The sequence below is a fragment of the Bacillus sp. REN3 genome (assembly GCF_017912555.1).
Lineage (GTDB): Bacteria > Bacillota > Bacilli > Bacillales > Cytobacillaceae > Mesobacillus.
In genome coordinates this window covers 1-20,063 of the sequence record NZ_JAERSD010000034.1, presented here as the reverse complement: position 1 = coordinate 20,063, position 20,063 = coordinate 1, and the positions used below count along the sequence as shown (strand labels likewise).

Below are 20,063 nucleotides of genomic sequence, written 5' to 3'. Positions count from 1 at the left end.
AAGTGTAATTAATGAATTAATTCCTTGTGGGCTTGTTATCGAACTCTACAAAGACTTCAATATCTTCTTCATCAAAGCCAAACATAACATCATCTTCTGAATCTGCCTTAATCTCCTCTTTAACAGAAGCTTTACTCACCTTCTCTAATAATTCATTACGTTCTTGTTCTACAATTTCTAAATCATTCTTCATTGAAGTAAGCTCTTTATTAGTCTTTTCAAGAGTATATGATAATTCACTTTTTTTATCTTTTTCTTCCTCAAGTAGGCGTTGTAATTCCCCAAACTGCTTTCCCAATTGGAGTTTTCTTTCATCATAGTCATCTACCATTTGTAGTGCTTTCTTATCAAAATCTTTCTTTAGTTCCTTCTGAACCTTTTCAGTAATTGCACCTAGATCCTTTTCAAGAGTACTTACACGACGTTCTAAGTTCGCTTTATCTTTCTCTAACTCCTCTTTTTCCTTGCGAATCTCACCAAGCGCTCCACCCAAGCGACCTGACTCTTTTTGCTGCTGTTCAAGTCTGCTATTAAGTGAATCTACTAATTTGGTTAATTTACGATTGTCTTTTGAAAGAGTTTGCACTTGTGATTCCCTTGATTTCAACTCTTGTATTAACTCGTCTAACTTCTCTTTAAAACTTACCACTTGTTCTTTTTCAGACTCATATAATTTCTTATATTTTTCAGCTGTTTCAAGATTTGAAACCCTTTCGGATACATCTAAGATCATCTTCGCTGCCATTTTAAGTGCCTCTTCAGGAGAGCGGTTGATTAATTTCTCTTCTACCAATGAGTTTTCCTCCAGTTCATCCTCAACTTCAAATAATTCTTCTATCTCCTCATCAACAATTCCGTCCCAATCAATGTCAATGCCTTGTCCTTCAATTTTAATGCCAGTTTCATAGTAAAATTTCATGACATATTCCTTATTTTGTAACAGAGGCTTAATCAATTCTTTTATTTCACCATTCTTATAGAAACGCATATTATTTATCGCTGCATAAATTGGCATTTTTTCTTCGTCAATCAGATTTCTTATCTGGTCGTTCCAGTCATCTAGTGTAAAATTAACATAATTGTTTTCAAAGTAGTGATTAATCGTCTTATGTAATATCTTATCCCACATATTTGCTAGAAAGTTATAATAATTATAACTTTCCAACAAGTGTGGTGAAACTAACGCAATCAACTCTTCAAGGCTTCGCTCTTTTCGTTTTAATTCTTGTGTTGTTATACCCGCCAGTTTAATTAATTTAAATTCATCGGATAAGGAGTGTTCTAAGATTCCATCTCCGCAGGCTTTCAATAAGGCAGCATCCAGGTAACGGCTCTCTACTCCTTCTACCTCGATATAAGAGAATCGCTTTTGTCTACTCCCCTTATTCCTTCCTGTTTTCCCTGCCATTTATCTCCATCTCCTATTCTTCTTCCCTAATTGTTGAAATGCGACCTTTTTCTTTTCTCATGTTATTAATAATCTGGTCTAGCTCTCGAACTACTCGAGGGTTTGTCTCTTCCTGTCTAGCTTTATATAAAATATCCTGCGATAAGAGTTCACGCTTTTTATTTACGTGTTTTCCGATAAGTCGGAAAATTTCAAGTTTTAGTGCTGGAATAGGTTGTTGGTCTAGCTTCTTTTGTAGAATTGGTCCAACTTCTTGAGGAATAATGTTTCCATTTTGTAATGCTGATACTAGCAAGATTGCTTTATCATCAGGACAATTAAGCATTTTTTGAGCCAATTTAACAATTATCTTGAACGACATTTTAGGCACATGCTTTTGAAGAACGTATTGTTCTCCCTCATCTCCATTGATTAACAAATTCACAAATTTATCAAATGATTCTCGGTCACCCAGACGAACCATACAATTAAGTGCATCTAGATATAGTTTATTACGTCGCTCATTAAGATAAGGTTTAACGACAGGAATGAGACTCATATCGTTATCAGCAAGATAAGCAATAGCTCCCAAACACTCTTGTTTTAATCGGATGTCTTCAGTTGATTTTAATTCTTCTACAAGTAACGGTAGTACTGACTGGTCTCTGGTGTAACTCAAACCACGAATGATTGCCTTTCTCTTAACAGGGTACTTTCTAAAAGAATCTAATAATAAGTTTGTCGAGTAAGACATTTTTAATGCTCCAAGAGTCATACAAATCGGGATGAGTTTATTTTCATCTGTTTCTTTCTCTAGCACCTCAGATAATACAGGAATAGCATCCTCTTTAAATGAGCGAAGTGCAATAGTCAAAATAGGACGGATTGATTTCTTTTGATTGTTTATATAAGCAATAAAAAATGGTTTTACAGCTTCAGGTCCAAAATCTGCGAATCTAGGAGCTATTTGGATAGCATGGTCAATCATGTCATTACGGTTACTATCTAAATCATTAAGTCTTTTAATTATAGGTTCAACTGAATTCTTATCCCTAATCTTTATTAAAGCTTCTAATCCGATAGCAAAGAAATCTGGAGATAACATGTGATTTAGAATTCCAGGAACTGCTTCTTGCTCACGTACAGCACCAGAGCCTAAAATAGCTAAGGCGATATGCTGAGTACTATTTGCTTTTTCAAGAACTGCTTTCAGGATTTTTCGACCTTTTAGACTTCTAGATGTAAGACGGCTTAATAGATGTACTAGCTCGTTTTTTCGTTTTTCATCAGATAAATCAAACTTACGGCATTCTCTAAAGATGACAGTTATAGCTTTTTCACCGTACTTTTCTACTTCTTTTGAAGCTTCTTTACGCTTTAATAGAGCATCACCAAATGCCATTACTTCCAGAGCATCAAGTATATTTCTGTATTCTTTCTCATCCATGTCCTCATCGAGATTTTCAAATGAAATATCTACATATCCAATTCGACCAAGGTACTCAACCTCCACTAGTTTTTCATTTCCGTCTTCTTGGGATGGAGCAGACAATGACGTAAAGAAGTCATCGTCTATCCCATCACCTTCATCCTCTTGTTCTGCTTGCCTTAATAATTCTTGTTTTATTTGCTCTTCTTCTTCTTCATTTAACACGTCTTTTTCAGTCAATTCTTCCTTCGGTAAATCTTTTTTCATGTCGGTTAGTTTTTGAAGGATACTCGCTGACATACGATCTTGTAATGACATTGAATCAACCCCTTTAATTACTTAATTTTATTAATATTAGCTTGTTTTACTTTCAAGTTTTCGATTTCTTCTTCAGTAAATTCATGAGAACCAATATTCACATCAACCACTTCCGTTTCATCAGATTCTAGCCAAGCTTTAATTGATACTTCACGTTCTTGATTACATTCCACTTTTAATACTAATTTAGAATCAACAGGGACTGGCTTTTTAAAATTAACCGTAGCTGACTTCAATTGTTTAGTATGAATTGATTTAGCTGATGTAGCTGTAAATAACTCTAATTGCATTGCATTAACAGTCTTAGATGTACTTGGTCCAGTTACAATGAATCTATCCTCGATGATACGCTCAAATGGTAGTTTTGTTCCCTTCTCTAGTAACGCTACTGGATCTGCACCAATAACATCTATATAGACGTTATTTGGAATTGTGTTAGTAAAAACAACAGATTGACTGGAAATATCAGTGTCTGCAACTGAAATTTGGTCACTTGATTTAAAGTTGATACGATCAATTTGGTGGTGATAAACAGCAGCTCCACGACTTACCGCAAACATTGGATTGATAGACTTAATAGGTTTAATTCGACGGCCAAAAATTTCATAGATTCGTTCTTGAATCGTATGGTAAAAGGTCATTCCACCTACAAGGAATACCGCATCAATATCTTCTACTGACATATTACCGATTTTTGCATGTTCTAGAGCGTTTAGTATTGGTTCTTCTATGTTGGTTCCTTTTTTGCTCTTTCCTTTATAAAGCAACTCTTCGATTACGTCGTCATACTCTTTCTTTGAAATAGACAGTGTAGTTACAAGCTCTGTTGGCAATTGATCTGAAAGCATTTCGCGATATGTTAGGTTGTTAAACTGTTCTTTGCTCTCATAATAGTCAGATTGCGAAGTACGTAGTTGATTTTCAATTCTCGTACTAAAGAATTTTTTTGCCTTCTCAGCAAAATCAAGCAGGTTTTCCCAAAGACGTAAAATATCCTTTTTATCATACTTGTTCTTTAACTGATTAAAGTTCAAACCTACATGCTTAAGTAATTTTTTCATTAGTTCATTAACGACTTTTCTATCAAAGTCAATTCCACCTAATTCAGTATATTGGGATATTGATAGCTCTTGAATATCAATCCCTCCATTTTCGGTGTCCCTAACTTGAAGAATTGAAACGTCACACGTTCCTCCACCAAGGTCAAACACCATTAAGTTCTTTTTTCCACCATCTAGCTTTAAACGACGAACAGATGGATCTAATTTCTTCTCCTCGTTCAGAAAGTCAATCAATGCAGCAGTTGGCTCAGGTATCATATGGATGTTATTTTTATCAAAACCACTCAACACACCTGCAGCCTTGGTAGCTTGTTGTTGCTGGAAGTTAAAGTTAGCAGGAGTAGTAATAACTACACTATCGATTTTTTCTCCAGAGTAATATTCTTCCGCTTGAGCTTTTAGTATCTTTAACACATAAGATGACACCATTTCAGGACGTATAGTTTCTCCATCAATTTCCCAAGAAACATCCTGTCCAATAAAACGTTTTGCTTCTTTGATAACCCTTTGAGGATACACGCCATTCATGCGTTTAGCGAATCGACCAACGTATGGATGCCCTTGATCATCTATATATAAGACAGAAGGAAGAGTTTGGTCCGTTACAATGGCGTTTCCGCTTTCATCTACCTGCGCCACTTCTAAAGCTTGAGCTTCAACGTCACCCCGCATGGTGAGGTTCGCCACACTTACAGTTGAATTTGTTGTTCCGAGGTCTATACCGATATATCTTTTTGACATATTAAACTTCCTCCTTAACTTCAGTTACTAAAGGCTGTACAACAACCTTGCCATTGAGCGTCCAACCGTATTTCAAGAGTTTTACTTGGATAAAATCGTTTTGGCTAACAACCGGTCCATCGATTCTATAATTTTTAATTAGTTCATCTTTCTGAACCGCAAAAACACTACCTAGTTCATAGTTGTTGCTGTGTTCTTCTAATCCAATTGCCAAACTTAAACTTGAAAACAAATTGATTAGTCTCCCTGCACTAATGTTAGGGTTACTCGGCGCTTTCCCTTGACTCTCTTCAAGTAAGTCAGATAATAAATAATTGCTACTCTCACCACCAATAGCATTTAGTACTTTTACAAATGCTTTCTCTTCAGCTAGCGCTACCTTTTCCTTCTCCTGTTGCAATGCTTGTTTCAATCTATCAATTTCTTCTTCAGCGACTTTCAGTTGGTTTTGGCCTGAATCTTGAGCAACCGAACTTTGTGTATTTTGTAGTTCTGAAGCCTTAACAATTGCGGACTTAACAGCAGATAAAGCATCTTCTAAGGCTCCAACAATTTCATTATGAGGCTCGTCTTTAAGGTCTTGAACTAGAACAGGTAATTCCTCTTTAGTATTCATATCAAGTACACCACCTGCAAATACCGGTTCACCAAGTGATGCTTCAGTTTGTTCCTCTATGTCGTCAGATCTTAGAATCTCCTCATTAACCACACGAGATTCACTATCTTTAACAACTTCATTAGCAGATACCACTTTAATTTTAGGGTCTAATGAGTCTGGTTTATTTACTTCCGGAGTGTGCTTATCCATTAAATCTTCCACTCCAAAGTCTTCATCAGATTTGTTTTGTTCCTCAATTTCATCAACTGAATTCAATCTGTATTTTAACGCGTTTAATGCTTCTGATTCTTCTTTATCATTCAATGCACCTAATAAAATAGATTTCATTCCTTCTGCATAGACAAGATTATTCACATTAAAAATTTTCCTGTAGGCGTTCATCTTTCCAAAATTGAGTCCTTTTTTGTGTTGGAAACCAACTCTAACAACAGATTCACGGTAGTCCGCTTTAGAAGTACCTTCAAAAAGTATTGGCATTATCTGTTCAACGGTAGGCATCACATGGGTATACTGCTTGTTCACAAAAACACAGGTTAAGAAACGAATTAACAGGTCATTGAATAATCTTGGTTTGCTGCTGTTAAAAGTTTTGTAGCTTCGAAAATCTCCATCACATATTGAAATGAACGCCTTTCGAGTATTAGGATATTTAAGGTTTATTAAATAAATAAAGCTAAGTGCAAGAGACTGATTTATTTTAGGTTGATGTGTTTCATTCCACACCTCTACAACCATTTCTGCTAGACGTTCATTATCATCAGTACCGCCCTGCTCAAATACACATTTTTCAACCACTAATTGCAATTCCCAAAAAAACAAATCACGTTTTGTGTAGTCAGAAAGATTTAGTTCTTTCAATTTTTCTTTAAATTCATTTTCACTTATATTTTCTACGCTAGAATAAAGCTCTTTATCGGACTTTGTGTATTTTCGTAACACAAGATCTAATATCTGAGTATTAATATCCATATGTACTCCTATCCTCTCTGTCTAAAAAATATATTTCACCGTTAAAGGCAGGTGTGACTTCAATCTCACCTTTTAAATAACTTAGTAAGTCAATCAATGTAGGATAAATTTTTTCTCCACCTACTATCGAATGTGTTGGTGCAAATTTTTTATCATGTTCACCATGCATAAGGAAAACCTTTCTAGGTTGCAATTTCGAAATAAGTTGTACAATTTGTTCTCGACTTGCATGAGCTGATAGACGGAATGATTCAATTCTTGCATGAACTTCTTTCTCAATACCATTCACTCTTATTTTTTCATTAGAACCTTTTTTAGCTGTTTTTAAAACATGGTGACCTGGGCTTTCTTCATCCATATAACCTGTAAAGGAAATAGCATTACGTTCATCCTCTATCAAGTGTTCAGCATAACGTGCTGATGCGCTGTTTTCTGTAAGCATTCCGGAACTAGCAACAATACAGTTATTTCCTGAGGAAATGTAATCTTCCATAAAATCAGTGAATGTAAAATCACTATTTCTACGATTGGAATATACATCTTGTGCTGATTGAACACCCCCTCCAAAAAATAACGACTCCTTATTCTCATCTTGATAGAAATCAGGATTAATATATCGACGCTGTTCTGAATATCTTTGATAAATACGGCATACATCAGTAACTCTTCCGTCTAGGTAAAGATTGAACGGCAAATATTTTTCCTCTTTAAAAGCATCTTTTAGAATAAGGATGATTTCTTGCGCCCTCCCTAATGCAAAAGCAGGGATTAACATGGAACCACCTTTATCCATTGTTAGTTTTAAAGATTCAATGAATAATTTCTCTTGCCTTATACGGTCTATAGAAGCGTTAGTTGGTAAGAAACCGTATGTAGATTCAGTGATTAGAACATCCACTTTTAAATCTTCAGGAAGAGCCAATCCTTTAATTGTTTTTTGATCGTCAATTGAATAATCACCTGTAAATAATATAGAAACACCTTCAAATTCTATGTAAATTGCACCCGCGCCCATGATGTGACCTGAAGGATAATACGTTATCTTCCATTCACTTTCTTTTGACGGAATTGAAAATGTTTTATGGAAATCTATAGGCTTAATAGACAAAAGAGTGTTTTGTACATCTTCTTCACTATACATATCCACTTTGGTATCTTTACTAATTCGAACTGTATCTGCTAGTAATATCTTCATTAATCCTATAGTTGCTTCCGTTGCATATATTGACATGTCTGGACGCTGTTTATGAACGAAAGGCACCGCTCCTGTATGGTCCATGTGAGCATGGGTAATCAATAAAGCATCTATATCCTCGAAGGAAAGCCCTTTATCGTAAAGTGGGGTGTAATCTGGATAATATTTCTCTTCGTGCAAATGCATGCCAGCATCTAATAGTAGATGATGTCCTTTTACACTTATCAAAATAGAAGTACCACCTATTTTTTCGCCTCCGCCAAAAAATGTAACTGAACAGTCTTCAAAATTTTGCTCACCTGTACTTACTTTTTTGCTACTATTCCAATAGGCCTTAATTGCTTCAATTCTATCAGCATGTTTTGGAAATTCCGTCTCCCAAAAAGCTTTCAATTCCTCTGAATTTGTAGACTTTAAATAATCTGCATATAAAAGAGTTGTTAACAGATCATCTGGAGCACTTGTTTTATCTTCTTCTACTCCTACAAACCAATTAGAATCGCCTTTCAACCTCATAATAAGTCGAAGATATGACTTCCTCTTAGCTTCCAAAATTTTATCTTTAAATGGTGTATTTTTAAATTGCTCTTCTGTCTGTTTAGTTAAAGAATGTTTAGATAACTGACTATAAAAGCGGGCAATAACATATACATCCCCTGTTAGTTCTCCTTCAATTTCAGCCCAATCGGGCCGAACAACAAAATTCGCTATCTCATCTAAAACAGCTGCCCAGTAAGCAACATCCTGTGTTCTAGTTAATCGCTCCTTGGTAAGGTACATTAATTTCCTTAAGTGAAACCTAGCTTGAGTGAAATTTTTAAAAGTGAACTCTAATTCCACTAGATTTAAAACAGCATGTGTGTAGAATTCATAGACACTTGGATTTTCACGGAATTCTCTTTCCATCCTCTCAGCAACCTCTAGTGAAATCATATATGCTTTATCTATTTTTCCGAAAGTGAATAAATGCCTTGCTATCACCAACCGCTCTACCGCAAGATGGTCAATACCCGGTTGCTTTAACAACCACTCCAACTCACTAATTTCTTGACTTACATTTTCCCATGCATATAAAAACAATGGGGCTAGTTCACGAATATTTCCTAGCTTTTTTATTCCTAGTTTACTTGCCTTATAGACAACATTTAATTCACTTAATGATTCATAAAATTTTCCAATAAGAGTTAATTCATCACAATCTAGTTCGTTGAGATGGTTTTTTATTTGATCATAATGACGTTTAGCTTCTTTTTTAAATCCTCTATTTTCAAAGAACAATGCCTCTTTTAAATGATTTTTAATTACTTGATTCATCTAACCACCTTCTTTCTATTGCAACCATAAATTAAACTTTATGTAAGTTTTTAGAAGATACATAAGTTGATTGTACTATATTGCATTTATTGATGGTATTCTTATCGCAAATTTTGTCAAAAAAATCTAATTTTTGCCGAAAATTTTTAAGCTTCTTTAATTTGTAAATAGTTGAAGGGAATATTATATAAGATCCTTATGAGGATTGGATACGGTGATTGGAACAGAAAATTCAAATATATCAATAAATAATTACCTTATCTCTAAAACCTTTGTAACTACTTTCATCAATTACTACTAGCATTCGTTTAATTTCTTCGGGATAAAATGATTCTAGTGTGGCCTCTTTGGTTTTAACTGGTTTAAAATGCTCATGTATAGGTTCTTTAATATAGCCATTTAAATAACAGTATCTTACGTCCTAATTCTAATATTAGCCGTTACTGGACTTAAGCCCTTTTCATGTAACATATAGGCAATATAGCTTTTAAAAAATTCTCTTGTAAACTGTGTATTTAGAATGTTTTCCCCATAAAATGCATTAAGTAATCAAAATGTATATTATAGTCGTGAAGAGTTCTTTCTGAATGATCCTTAATATTTTTTTCAGTAAGGAACATTTCGAACAATGTTCTTATTGTCATTTCTTCATTACTACTTTTCGTTGGTAGATTACTACTCTTACTTGAATACATTCTAATCTTTTTAGACATAATAAAAACCCCCTACATTATTAATAGTAGAAGGCTATGGACTCTAATCACGCAAACGGTCTGGCTATACGGTCTACAACGGACTAGCCAATAAGCACAATTAATCCGTTGGAAAGCTCAGCAGACCATTATGTAAGAACTGTATTTTGGCGGGACCGCCTGGGAATCGAACCCAGCTAACCTGGCACGCAGGTCACAAGCGGTTATGAAGTTTGCTAGCATATGTTTTGCTAGTACCTTAATGTACCCCGAAGTACTGATAAATTAAGTCTTCTTGTTTTATGATGATTCTCTGTGATTTGTAATTACATTGGATTTGTATAGTCATGTGATTCCTTCTCTTCAGGAACAAGCGATAGAGGTTTTTGATGACGAAGAAGATAACGAATAGCCAAGGTACTCTTTCCGGCACCAAGATGGCACCTAGAGTGTTGTATAGGACTTAATCAAGGCTTGTTGCTTAATTTGTAAAAAGACTCACTCCCTTGCTATGTAAGGGTTGGCGGGACTGCGTGGGAATCGAACCCACCTGCCCTGGCACGCAGGACACAAGCGGTTTTGAAGACCGTGGAGGACACCAGTACCCCATTCAGCCCCGTAATTTCAGACAAGCTTAATTATACTCGGGGTTTTCCATTTTTACAAGGGTGTTACGCATTTTGTCACAGGTCTTGTCTTTCCTGGGGGGGAGATACTATAATAAGGGAAGAAATTTGTATTGTGTGGGTGAGGGTTATGCAGCTTGAAGGCTGGTTTTTATGGTTCATTCTGTTCTGGATTGTTGTGTTGATCGGTTTGTTTGCGATTGGCGGTTATTTCATGTTCCGCAAGTTTCTGAAGAAGCTCCCCAAAAATGACGGTAAGTCCGATATGGATTGGGAAGAATATTATGTGAATGAGACGCGCCATCTTTGGCCGGATGAGCAAAAGGCTTTGCTGGAGGATCTTGTCAGTCCTGTTCCAGAATTGTTCAGGGATGTGGCCCGCCACAAGATAGCGGGTAAGATCGGCGAATTGGCATTGAAGGAAAATGCGGGATGCATCACAGAAGAGCTTGTGATCCGTGGGTACATCCTCGCTACTCCGAAACGCGACCACAAATTTTTACGGAAACGGCTTGCTGAAAAGCAGATCAGTACAGCTCCATATGAAAGTTTATTTTAAAGGGAACCTGTTGCAGGCTCCCTTTTCCTGTTTTATCTCGCTGTCGGGAAGACTCTTTGGACCGTCTCGGTGAACTCGTCATAAATGCCTCGGATTGGGTGTCCGCTTCTGATTTTATCACCATAGTCGCTCATTCGGTCCACAAAATCAGGGTTGCTTGAAACATATACCCGGTCAATGCTCTTATCTGTTGATTTAACACGATCAGAGATTTTGTTTTCAAGGTCTTTCCTGACATTCCCTGTTTCATTGTCCCTTAAAACCACTGCGACATATGCGGTGCTGTCAGTCACAATGACTGTAGCGTTCCTTACTTCTTTCAGGTCGTCCACTTTGTCTGCGACATCATCTGCTTGTCTCATCAGATTGTCATTGTCCGCATTCTGAACTCTGGCGCCTCGATTGTTCACATCCCAATCCTTATCATAGTTCTGGATTCTTACATTGTCGCGATCATTGGCATCCTCGCGCGCTCCATTGTTCATGGCGCAGCCAGTGAAGAAGGTGACAGCCAGCAATAACATTGTTATACGTTGAATATGCTTCATGGAATTCCCTCCTAATTTCTGAATCAAGTATAGAATTGCCAATCCGCTTGTTTTTATGTATGCAAAAACAAGAAAATAGCATGCCATACTGACCATCTTAAGAGGGGTCAACCTTTATCTTGAAGGCTTCCTGAAAGTCTTGAAAATATCTTTGTTTTTCGTCAGAATAATGACTTTGTCGTTATGTTTTTTCAGCATTTTGACCGCCTGGACAAGATCCTTGCTGTCATACCGATGATTCCACTTCAGTAGTTCCCTTAAGTTCTTGAATGATTCTCTCCGGGGGGCGGGAGCGAGCTTCAGCTTTCTCATGAAGAACCTCTTGATGATCCTCCAATCACGCACCCCCACATTTGTTTTTAGGACAAAAATGTAATCCGCGCCCCTGAAACTTTCCTCCAGCCAGCTAAAATAAACCCCTTCTATAATCCAGCTGTCCTTTTCAAGGATTTTGCTGACTATTTCCGTTCTTCTGTCCGGATGATTCTGGGAGCCATAGTAAGAAGAAATTTTATCCCAAAAAACATCATCCAAATCATATACAGGCAAACCGAACTTCTTTGCCAGCACTTTTGCTACATATGATTTCCCGCTCCCTGGCGCTCCTAATATGTGAATTTTCATCAAATTTGTCACCTGGCTCTTGCCTAATCCTCATTTTTTAAAATACTACACCATTAGGAAAAGGTGTGTTATAGAAACTTTTGCACTTTTAGGCCGTCGATTTGACCTATTAGTTTCCTTTCCTCCTCTGAGCGTATTGAAAAGCCGCTATTTTCCTCATGTGTTGTTGACGTAAACAAAATTGTGTTATTTTTCATGAATGTCAAGTCTTCTGGCAATTTTGGAGCGACCCAATCGTATAAAGAATTGGCAGCTTGTTTCAACAATATGCATGTTTCTTTGTTAGCTGCAAACACGTACACTTGAGCGGCAGGGCCTTTGGTAATTGTATTGGCCCATTTCTTTGTTTTAAAAGTTTGGATCATGAAAGGCATGAATAATCCTAATGTACCCTGGTTGTATGATAATTCTTTCCTGGTCACAAAATAAAACTGATCTGAGCATCGGCACAACACGTTCATTAACTGTTCGTATGTCTTATCCGTTGGATTTTGAAGTATTTTCCAATATTCCATTTTGAATCCTCTTTTTTTCATAACTGTTCATATCTCTTATTGTAATTCCAAATAAAGATTTTGGAAATATTTATATAATGGCTTAACATCAACTGTTTCAGGGTGTCTTTTTTAAACGCTAAAATGAATGCTTTCCCCATTATTTTTAGGGAATCATGCAACAAACCCAGGCTGCAGCCTGGGTTTATCTGTGGCCATTCAGTTTTTCATCCGTCCGCAATGCCTTGGCCTCCATGACATTCCCGGTGATCAGCAGCACTGTTCCAATGCTAATCACGATGATGACTCCGGTTTGTGATAGTCCTACGTGAGCATCCATGCCCCTCAAGAAGAGCGGCACAAGAAACGCTATGAGACCGGCAAATTTTAATAGAACAGCATAATGTTTCAATGACATCCCTTCTCCTCCTGCTCGAATTCAGAGTGGTTTTGCCATTATATTGGTGAAAACCTGGTTTTATTCCAGGAAAATAAAAATGGGCAATGGCCCCTCCTTCGCCAATTGCCCTGATAGCCACGCTTGCTATCCTGCCTATTATTTATTATAAAAGATGAATATGAATGCTAATGGCTTATTTTGTTAATCTTGTTGGCTATTCTTTAAAGAAATGTTAAAGGAAATAGAAATGGGTAATTAGCAGCAAGAAATTGACGATGACTTTATAGAACATCTTCCACACTCCCTATCTAAAGTGAGTTTTGAGTTGCTTCCCATTACATTTTTACTATACCACGGGAATGTAAATCTGGCGTGAAAGAAGTTCAACAATTTTGTAAACTTGTTAAAGGTGTTTTTAAGACCTGTGTGTTGCCATCACCAAGCGGATCTATTGAGAAATTATTCTTTTGGAAGTAACCCCCTTACTACCCTCTTTCTGGCTATGTATTTTAACTTTTTGGCCGGCTTTTGCGCCTATTGAAATTCTCGAACAATTCTTGCTCGGCATGGATAGATGGTCCCCTGAGTTCCATATCCCTTCCTCCTCAAAAAGGCGACGTATATTTTATACGCCGCCTACCTTACACTGAATCACCGCTTCATTCTTCAGAGCCTTCAGGAAGGCTCATTTCCCAATGGGAGCTTGATTGTCACGGTTGTTCCTTTGCCTATTTTACTGTTGAAGCTGATTGTTCCCCCGTGGTCGTGGACGATTTTCCTGCACCTCATCAACCCTAGGCCAGTCCCTTTTTCCCTTAAGGAATAGAAGGGCTCGCCAAGATGCTTAAGCCGTTCAGGACTCATTCCTTTGCCGTTATCGGTTACGTATATGATGACCATGTCTTTGTCTTTTTGCGCTTTGATGTTCAGCCCCCCTCCATGGGGCATGGCCTCAATCGAGTTTTTGAATAAATGGATGAACAGCTGTTTCAGTTGGACTTCGATCCCCTGCACCATTACTTCTTCTCTGCATTCTAGGGATTTCTGGATGTTGTTGATGGCGATGTCGCTTTCAAGGAATGCCAAAGCTTCCTTGACGATTTCGCTCAACCTTGTAACTGCCCATCCATCCTTTTTTGAATCGGACAGCTCGATGAATTCCTCGGTGATTTGATTGATCTGGTCCAATTCCTTCCTGATGACCGGCAAGTATTCATGCAGCTTTTCCGCATCAGGATTTTCATCAAGCAGCTTCATGAAGCCAATGATCCCAGTCAAAGGGTTGCGGATTTCATGCGCAACTCCGGAAGCGAGCTGCCCGATGACTGCCAGCTTTTCAGACTCCTTAAGCAGATGATCCATTTCCTTTTTTTCCGTGATATCATGGAAGGTTGAAAGTACATAATCGATTTTGCCTGAGCCATCAAGAGCATAAATCGGTGTCGTATCAACGAGAATCCAGCGTTTCCCGCTCTTTTCGGGATTGAATACAGCCATTTCCACATTGTGATGTTCTTCACCTGTCCTGAGCGTCTTCATCGCAGGGTGCTCTTCTCCGTGAAGCCTTTCACCAGAGCTGTTCAATGCATCCCACTCCTTATTCATCGAGGACATATTGATTAACTTCTCCTCGCTGTAACCTAGGATACTGCATGCATTTTGATTCGCGCTGACAATTCTCCCCGTATGATCCTGGACGATGATTCCGCTAGTCACTGCTTCATATATACGGTTATGATGCTCTTCGAGAATTTTTTGGTCTGTAATGTCGCGGGTAACTCCGACGATTTCCTTGATTTCGTTATTTTTCAAAACAATCGGTGACAAGATCGAGTGAAAATAATGCTTTTTCCCATTAAAAACAAATTGCCATTCAAAATCCGTTGAATATCCAGCCAACGCCTTCTTGCATTGCTGAGTCTGAAGCAATGAAGAAGGAAAAACATCTCCTACGGACTTTCCTTCAAAAATTTCTTTCGTGAAGCCATTTATCTCGAGCCACCTGCCATACACGCTTTTTATTGCCAGGCTGCTATCAATGGTAAACACAAGGTCATCCATTGAGGAAACAAGGGTTTTGTACTTTTCCTTGCTTCTTTCTAGCGCGTTCATCGACCTTACCTGGTCGGTGATATCTACCCCCGTTGCAATGACGTAGAGGCTCTCTCCATTCTGATCCGTGACGACGGTACTCTTCCACTTTAAAAAACGCTTTTCCCCATTTTTCATGATCCAATAATTTTCGTAATCGGTTGGAATTTTACCAGACAAATAATTGTTGATAATCATCTTTTTTTCTTCAGGCTCTATGAAAAGATCCCAAAATTTTATGTTTTGGACTTCCTGAAGCGTGTACCCAGTAAGGCATTCGGTGAATTGGTTCCAGTAAAACACATATCCTTCCTTATTGAGGATGATCACAACCGACTGGATCGTATTGATGATCTTATAAAGATGAGCATTTTCTTCTTTAAGCTGATCTTGATGGCAGCAAGGTTCTTTTTGGAGTTTTAGCAAGCAAAAAACCAGGAGCTTCTCTCCTTCCCTGATAAGGGATGCATTCATCTCCACGGTGACCATTTGATTATCTGCATCAGGGAGGTCAAGTATGGAGGAAATCTCGCCTTTTTTCACCAACAGGTTTTTGATTTTGGATCGGACCCCCGCACCAATCCTGTCGAATAGGAAACCTGCATTTCTGTCCATCAGCTCATCTCTAGAGTATTTCAGGAGCGAACAGGCTGCATCATTGACATCATAAAACCTGTATTGATCCTTTTTAGCATTGAGCACCTCGATGATCATCACCGGGTAAGAGAGCTTCATGAAAACATTCTTATAAAACGGCGAGTCATTTAAGAGAATCTCCATGGGACACCTCCGACCTTGTTCATCTTATCGCAATACATAAACTGTAATATTTGGCATAAATATACTATTTACTTTAACAAAATTCAATTATTGAAACAAAAATGATTTTTGCTCATGTGGTTGCTTTTTCCTGCTCCTGGGCTTCGTCATACAACTGCTTTCAGATGGCTGACTGATCAGAGCTTTTCGACAGTACATAGACCCTTCCTCCCTGAACTAAAGCCTTATACAACTCCTAAATAGTAGATTCTTCACTACCCTTCCTTTTTCCTTCTTGCCGTCCCTTTAAGAATGTGTGAATCGGTATTCCAATATACGGAAGAACCAAACGAAAAAGAAGCACTCCTAGAGTGCTTATGATGATGGTTCCTTCCCCTTGATTTTTTGACGGATCATTTCAAGGTCTTCCAGGCTAAGTTTCCCTAATGATTCCTTTATTTCCTTCTCAATCCGCTGCCTGTTCAGCTCGCGATACCCCTCCCACCATTCCCGCAACCCTTCGGTATTCTCAAGAAGATACTCAATATCAATCACCTCAACCTCATCATCCGACAAATACTCCAGCACAGCCCCCAACAACCGATCTGAATCAGGGGGACGGTTCTCTTGCTTCGTTTTACCCGGACTGTCTTTTACCTCTGCCACTGTTTCTGAAGACTTTTTCGGCAAGGACAACCACTCCTATGCAATATTCTCTGTTTAGTATGGCCAAAATCGGCTTCTTTTCACCCAAAATATTATACCTTTGGATATGGAAGGGGTATGAAATCATGATGTGAAATCGCCCAGCAGTATGAGCCGGCAGATCGAAAAATAATAAGCTGCTTCCAATACAACCGAGCATTCGTAATCATCACTTGGTTACAGTTTGAAAGGGTGTGGAGATAAAATAAGGAAGTGATGCTGAAACGGTGTGGTCAACAAACTTGAGGGATCTTATAATGGAGAGGGATCTTATAATGGAGTGGAATCTGGTAGAGGCGTTTTGCTTAAATGGCAGCCTGATGCAGATTCCGGCTTTGAAGGGAGTATCCATCAATCGGTCACCTTGGAACAATGAGAACGAGCTGAACTTTTATCCTTCACCTTTATAATATGCAGGTTTCGAAGATGAACATTAAAAGAAGCGTACAATAAAAGCAGGATTCCTATTAATTAGGGATCCTGCTTTTATAATCTTAACGAGCGATTTCTTTACCATCTTTTGCGTGGATAACGATTTTATAAGTATCGTCGGTTATCTTGGCTTTTATCTCTCCGTTTTCAAGGAATTGGACGATTTCATTCCGGATTTTATCCGCCATTTCTGATGCATTTGGATCAGATGGATTGATGGACGTCTTGATGATGAGTTCCATATGATTTTTATTGTAGAAATACCCGTAGCTGTTGACTTTGTAGTCCTTCTTCAATGCCAAGCCTTCGTAGATAGTGCTTAAATAATCATGCCATTGGCTTTCACGCTTTCTCTCTTCTAGATCGATTTTTGAAATGCTTACCTTTTCTTGTTCCAGACCATGCTGCTTCGCAAGCTTAAGAGTAGCGTTTTTGATTTCATTTTCACGCATTTCGGTTATTGGAATGTCGACTTCGATGATATCTTTGTATTGCTTCACATATAGGACGTTGAACCCCTGGTCCTTCAGGCCTTTGTCCATTGCCTGGATTGATTCCATCATTCTTTTATCATTCTCGGAAAGAGGTTTGACTTCTGGAGAATAGGCCGATACATTGATCATAAAATTATCATAACCCTTCCCTTTCAGGACATCCTCGACTATTTTCGTAATTTTTTCTCTATCGCGGTCTGCATCTTGATCGGAACCCTGGATACTGATGTCAAATGAAGCTTTCTCACCTGGAGTCATGCCGAACGATACGTCTTTATACCCTTCTTTCTCCAGCGCTTCATGGAGCATTTCATGGACAGGTTTTGTCTTGAATACCTGGCCAAGATAAGGAATCTTCGCTGCCATTTCTGCAATTGCCGGGTTCATGAATGCCGACCCTGCCAGAATACTGAGCGTTGCGACGACAGCTGCTGCGATAGGATATCTTTTTTTCGTTTTTTTCCTGCCGACTGGGGTTCCATTCACTTCCTTGGATTCTGACTCCGCTCTGATATTTTCCGCAAAATTATACAAGGATGAAGGAACCTGGATTTTTTTCATATCCTCTTCAATCTCCTTTTTTACCATCTCATCAACCCTCATCATGAATTCACCTCTATGATCGAATTTTTGGTCAGTCTTGTTTTCAAAGCATTTCTTGCTCTGCGAAGATGCGATTTCACCGTTGAAGCTTTCATTCCAAGCAAGTCAGAGACCTCTTGAATTGAAAGCTCTTGATAATAATAGAGCAATAGAACATTGCGATAGTCAGTGTTCGCCAGCGAGAGGATTCCTTCTTTGATTTCTTTTTCCGTTTCCTGCTTGATGACACTTTCCACCACGCCCTGCCTGTCTTTCAAATATTCCAGTTCAATGTGAGTCTCTTTTAATCTTGCGTTCTTTCTCAAAACATCAATGGAACGATGTGAGACGAGTTTATAAAACCAGGTTGTGAAATAGTTGATTTCCTTCCCGTTCATGATATTTTGGTAGGCTTCAATCATCGCATTCTGGATAACCTCCTCGGCCTGTTCCTTTGAACGGAGAATTGAAAAGCTGGTGCGATAACTCTTTTCAATCAAAGGATTGACCAGTTCGGCAAACGCCTCATCTTCTCCCTTCCTGATCCGTTCCATCAGTCTTTTCTGTTCCATGCTGTAAGCACCTCCTTTTTCCCTACATCTATTAGGCGAGCGAACGGCCTGATTGGATGCAATAAGCGTAAGAAAAACCGGGTAAAAACTACCCGGTCCTTCTTGGTTTGGCTGATAAACTGGGGCTGTTGTGTCCCGCTCCAGTCCCTTGCTTTCCGTGGGGCTAGCGGTGAGCCCCCTACCCTCTTGCAGTACCATTCGGCTCTTGCGCTACCTCAAAAGGGAGCGCGTTCGGCTCTTGCGCTACCTTTTAACCCTTCAGCCTTACCCAAAAGGGAGCGCATTCCGTTCTTGCGCTACCTTTTACCCCTTCCGCTGACTCAAAAGGGAGTGCATACGGCTCTTGCGCTACCTTTTAACCCTTCCGCTGACTCAAAAGTGAGTGCATACCGATCTTGCGCTACCTTTTAACCCTTCCGCTGACTCAAAAGGGAGTGCATGCCGATTTTGCGCTACCTTTTAACCCTTCTGCTGACTCAAAAGGGAGTGCATACCGATCTTGCGCTACCTTTTAACCCTTCCGCTGACTCAAAAGGGAGTGCATTCCGTGCTTGCGCTACCTTTTAACCCTTCTGCTGACTCAAAAGGGAGTGCATTCCGTGCTTGCGCTACCTTTTAACCCTTCCGCTGACTCAAAAGGGAGTGCATACCGATCTTGCGCTACCTTTTAACCCTTCCGCTGACTCAAAAGGGAGTGCATGCCGATCTTGCGCTACCTTTTAACCCTTCCGCTGACTCAAAAGGGAGTGCATTCCGTTCTTGCGCTACCTTTTAACCCTTCCGCTGACTCAAAAGGGAGCGCGTACGGCTCTTGCGCTACCTTTTATCCCTTCCGCTACCTCAAAAGGGAGTGCATACGGCTCTTGCCCTACCTTTTACCCCCTCCGCTGACTCAAAAGGGAGCGCGTACGGCTCTTGCGCTACCTTTTACCCCCTCCGCTGACTCAAAAGGGAGTGCATACGGCTCTTGCGCTACCTTTTACCCCCTCCGCTGACTCAAAAGGGAGCGCGTACGGCTCTTGCGCTACCTTTTACCCCCACCGCTGACTCAAAAGGGAGCGCGTACGGCTCTTGCGCTACCTTTTAACCCTTCCGCTGACTCAAAAGGGATCGCGTACGGCTCTTGCGCTACCTTTTATCCCTTCCGCTACCTCAAAAGGGAGTGCATACGGCTCTTGCGCTACCTTTTAACCCTTCCACTGACTCAAAAGGGGGTGCATACGGCTCTTGCGCTACCTTTTACCCCTTCTGCTGACTCAAAAGGGAGCGCGTACGGCTCTTGCGCTACCTTTTAACCCTTTCCCTGACTCAAAAGGGAGCGCATTCCGTTCTTGCGCTACCTTTTAACCCTTCCGCTACCTCAAAAGGGAGTGCGTACGGCTCTTGCGCTACCTTTTAACCCTTCTGCTGCCTCAAAAGGGAGTGCATACGGCTCTTGCGCTACCTTTTAAC

Annotated in this window: 14 protein-coding genes and 1 tRNA gene; 1 reads left to right on the top strand and 14 read right to left on the bottom strand. The window is 39.3% G+C overall.

Annotation, left to right across the window (positions count from 1 at the left end; all coding sequences use genetic code 11):
• Positions 1-16 precede the first annotated feature (16 nt).
• From JJQ88_RS19820 to JJQ88_RS19795, 6 genes are all read right to left on the bottom strand, one after another.
• On the bottom strand, positions 17-1,408 hold the full coding sequence (locus tag JJQ88_RS19820) for a hypothetical protein (RefSeq protein ID WP_210367771.1): 1,392 nt from the start codon (positions 1,406-1,408) through the stop codon (positions 17-19).
• Between the two features lie 13 nt (positions 1,409-1,421).
• Positions 1,422-3,134: a HEAT repeat domain-containing protein gene (locus tag JJQ88_RS19815; protein ID WP_210367770.1), complete on the bottom strand. Its 1,713-nt coding sequence runs from the start codon at positions 3,132-3,134 to the stop codon at positions 1,422-1,424.
• Between the two features lie 17 nt (positions 3,135-3,151).
• A complete protein-coding gene (locus JJQ88_RS19810) occupies positions 3,152-4,936 on the bottom strand; it encodes an Hsp70 family protein (protein WP_210367769.1) in 1,785 nt (594 codons plus the stop codon).
• A 1-nt stretch (position 4,937) separates the two neighbouring features.
• Positions 4,938-6,524 (bottom strand): hypothetical protein, encoded by a 1,587-nt coding sequence (locus JJQ88_RS19805; protein WP_210367768.1) that lies wholly within the window; start codon positions 6,522-6,524, stop codon positions 4,938-4,940.
• Entirely contained in the window at positions 6,514-9,033 is a 2,520-nt protein-coding gene (locus JJQ88_RS19800) for an MBL fold metallo-hydrolase (RefSeq protein ID WP_210367767.1), read from the bottom strand. The genes JJQ88_RS19805 and JJQ88_RS19800 overlap by 11 nt, the downstream gene beginning before the upstream one ends.
• A 1,213-nt stretch (positions 9,034-10,246) precedes the next feature.
• A tRNA-Sec gene (locus tag JJQ88_RS19795) sits at positions 10,247-10,343 on the bottom strand.
• Between the two features lie 138 nt (positions 10,344-10,481).
• On the opposite strand from JJQ88_RS19795, the gene JJQ88_RS19790 reads away from it, so the two are divergent.
• Positions 10,482-10,910, top strand: a complete 429-nt coding sequence (locus tag JJQ88_RS19790; protein ID WP_210367766.1) for a DUF2621 domain-containing protein — start codon at positions 10,482-10,484, stop codon at positions 10,908-10,910.
• 32 nt (positions 10,911-10,942) lie between these two features.
• Here JJQ88_RS19790 and JJQ88_RS19785 read toward each other — a convergent pair whose 3' ends face one another.
• From JJQ88_RS19785 to JJQ88_RS19750, 8 genes are all read right to left on the bottom strand, one after another.
• Complete coding sequence (locus JJQ88_RS19785; protein WP_210367765.1) at positions 10,943-11,458, bottom strand: YhcN/YlaJ family sporulation lipoprotein; 516 nt, start codon at positions 11,456-11,458, stop codon at positions 10,943-10,945.
• A gap of 114 nt (positions 11,459-11,572) precedes the next feature.
• Positions 11,573-12,082, bottom strand: coding sequence for a P-loop NTPase family protein (locus JJQ88_RS19780; protein WP_210367764.1), 510 nt, complete (start codon positions 12,080-12,082; stop codon positions 11,573-11,575).
• Positions 12,083-12,150: 68 nt separating this feature from the next.
• Complete coding sequence (locus tag JJQ88_RS19775) at positions 12,151-12,597, bottom strand: hypothetical protein (protein WP_210367763.1); 447 nt, start codon at positions 12,595-12,597, stop codon at positions 12,151-12,153.
• A 184-nt stretch (positions 12,598-12,781) separates the two neighbouring features.
• Complete coding sequence (locus JJQ88_RS19770) at positions 12,782-12,994, bottom strand: hypothetical protein (RefSeq protein WP_210367762.1); 213 nt, start codon at positions 12,992-12,994, stop codon at positions 12,782-12,784.
• A 657-nt stretch (positions 12,995-13,651) separates the two neighbouring features.
• Positions 13,652-15,847 carry a PAS domain-containing sensor histidine kinase gene (locus JJQ88_RS19765; protein ID WP_210367761.1) on the bottom strand — a complete coding sequence of 732 codons (2,196 nt, stop codon included), beginning with the start codon at positions 15,845-15,847 and terminating at the stop codon, positions 13,652-13,654.
• Positions 15,848-16,201: 354 nt separating this feature from the next.
• A complete protein-coding gene (locus JJQ88_RS19760) occupies positions 16,202-16,516 on the bottom strand; it encodes a hypothetical protein (RefSeq protein ID WP_210367760.1) in 315 nt (104 codons plus the stop codon).
• A gap of 509 nt (positions 16,517-17,025) precedes the next feature.
• Positions 17,026-18,060: a DUF4030 domain-containing protein gene (locus JJQ88_RS19755; RefSeq protein ID WP_210367759.1), complete on the bottom strand. Its 1,035-nt coding sequence runs from the start codon at positions 18,058-18,060 to the stop codon at positions 17,026-17,028.
• On the bottom strand, positions 18,060-18,611 hold the full coding sequence (locus tag JJQ88_RS19750) for an RNA polymerase sigma factor (RefSeq protein ID WP_210367758.1): 552 nt from the start codon (positions 18,609-18,611) through the stop codon (positions 18,060-18,062). The genes JJQ88_RS19755 and JJQ88_RS19750 overlap by 1 nt, the downstream gene beginning before the upstream one ends.
• Positions 18,612-20,063 lie beyond the last annotated feature (1,452 nt).